General features: G+C 47.5%; 1 pseudogene. It reads left to right on the top strand.

Features of this window, described 5'->3' with window-relative positions:
* Positions 1-591: pseudogene (gene vscQ / locus R7P74_RS27915) on the top strand (SctQ family type III secretion system cytoplasmic ring protein VscQ); the annotation flags it as partial.

Raw genomic sequence — 591 nt, 5'->3', positions numbered from 1 at the left:
CGCGCAGCTGCAACAATGGCTTCACTTGACTTTGAATGCGACAGCGTTTGAATCTCTCCCAAACTCGTTGCAGTTAGCTCTGCTCAGTACGCAGATTGAGCCTCACGCTGACGCGTTCAAACGCCTATTTGGTCAGTTACCGATCCTCAGCAAATTACAACCTCTGGAACATAGCGAGACGCAGCGCAATACCTTAATGCTGACGCTAAACAAACCAAGCGCATCACTTTGTTTGTGGGTAAGTGAAGGTCAAAGCGTTTTAGTTGATGCGCTGCCGCCATGCTCGTCGCAACTGACTCAGCATATTGCCCTTCCTGTCTGGCTAAGCCTTGGCAAAACACACCTGGACTTAAATCAATTTCATTCGTTAGAGCTTGGAGACGTGATCTTTTTTGACCAATGCTACATCGCCCAGCAACAAGCGATTGTTCAGGTATCCAATAAGAATCTGTGGCGTTGTCAACTTGAAGACAACACCCTCTACATCATTGAGAAAGAAACCGATATGAATGACGTAAACACATCCGAAACACTCACAGACCACCAGCAACTGCCTGTGGAACTCACGTTCGACATCGGCCACCAAACTGT

The organism is Vibrio sp. 2033, from assembly GCF_033339735.1.
The sequence above is the reverse complement of the archived record's forward strand: the minus strand, read 5'-3'. Positions and strand labels throughout refer to the sequence as shown.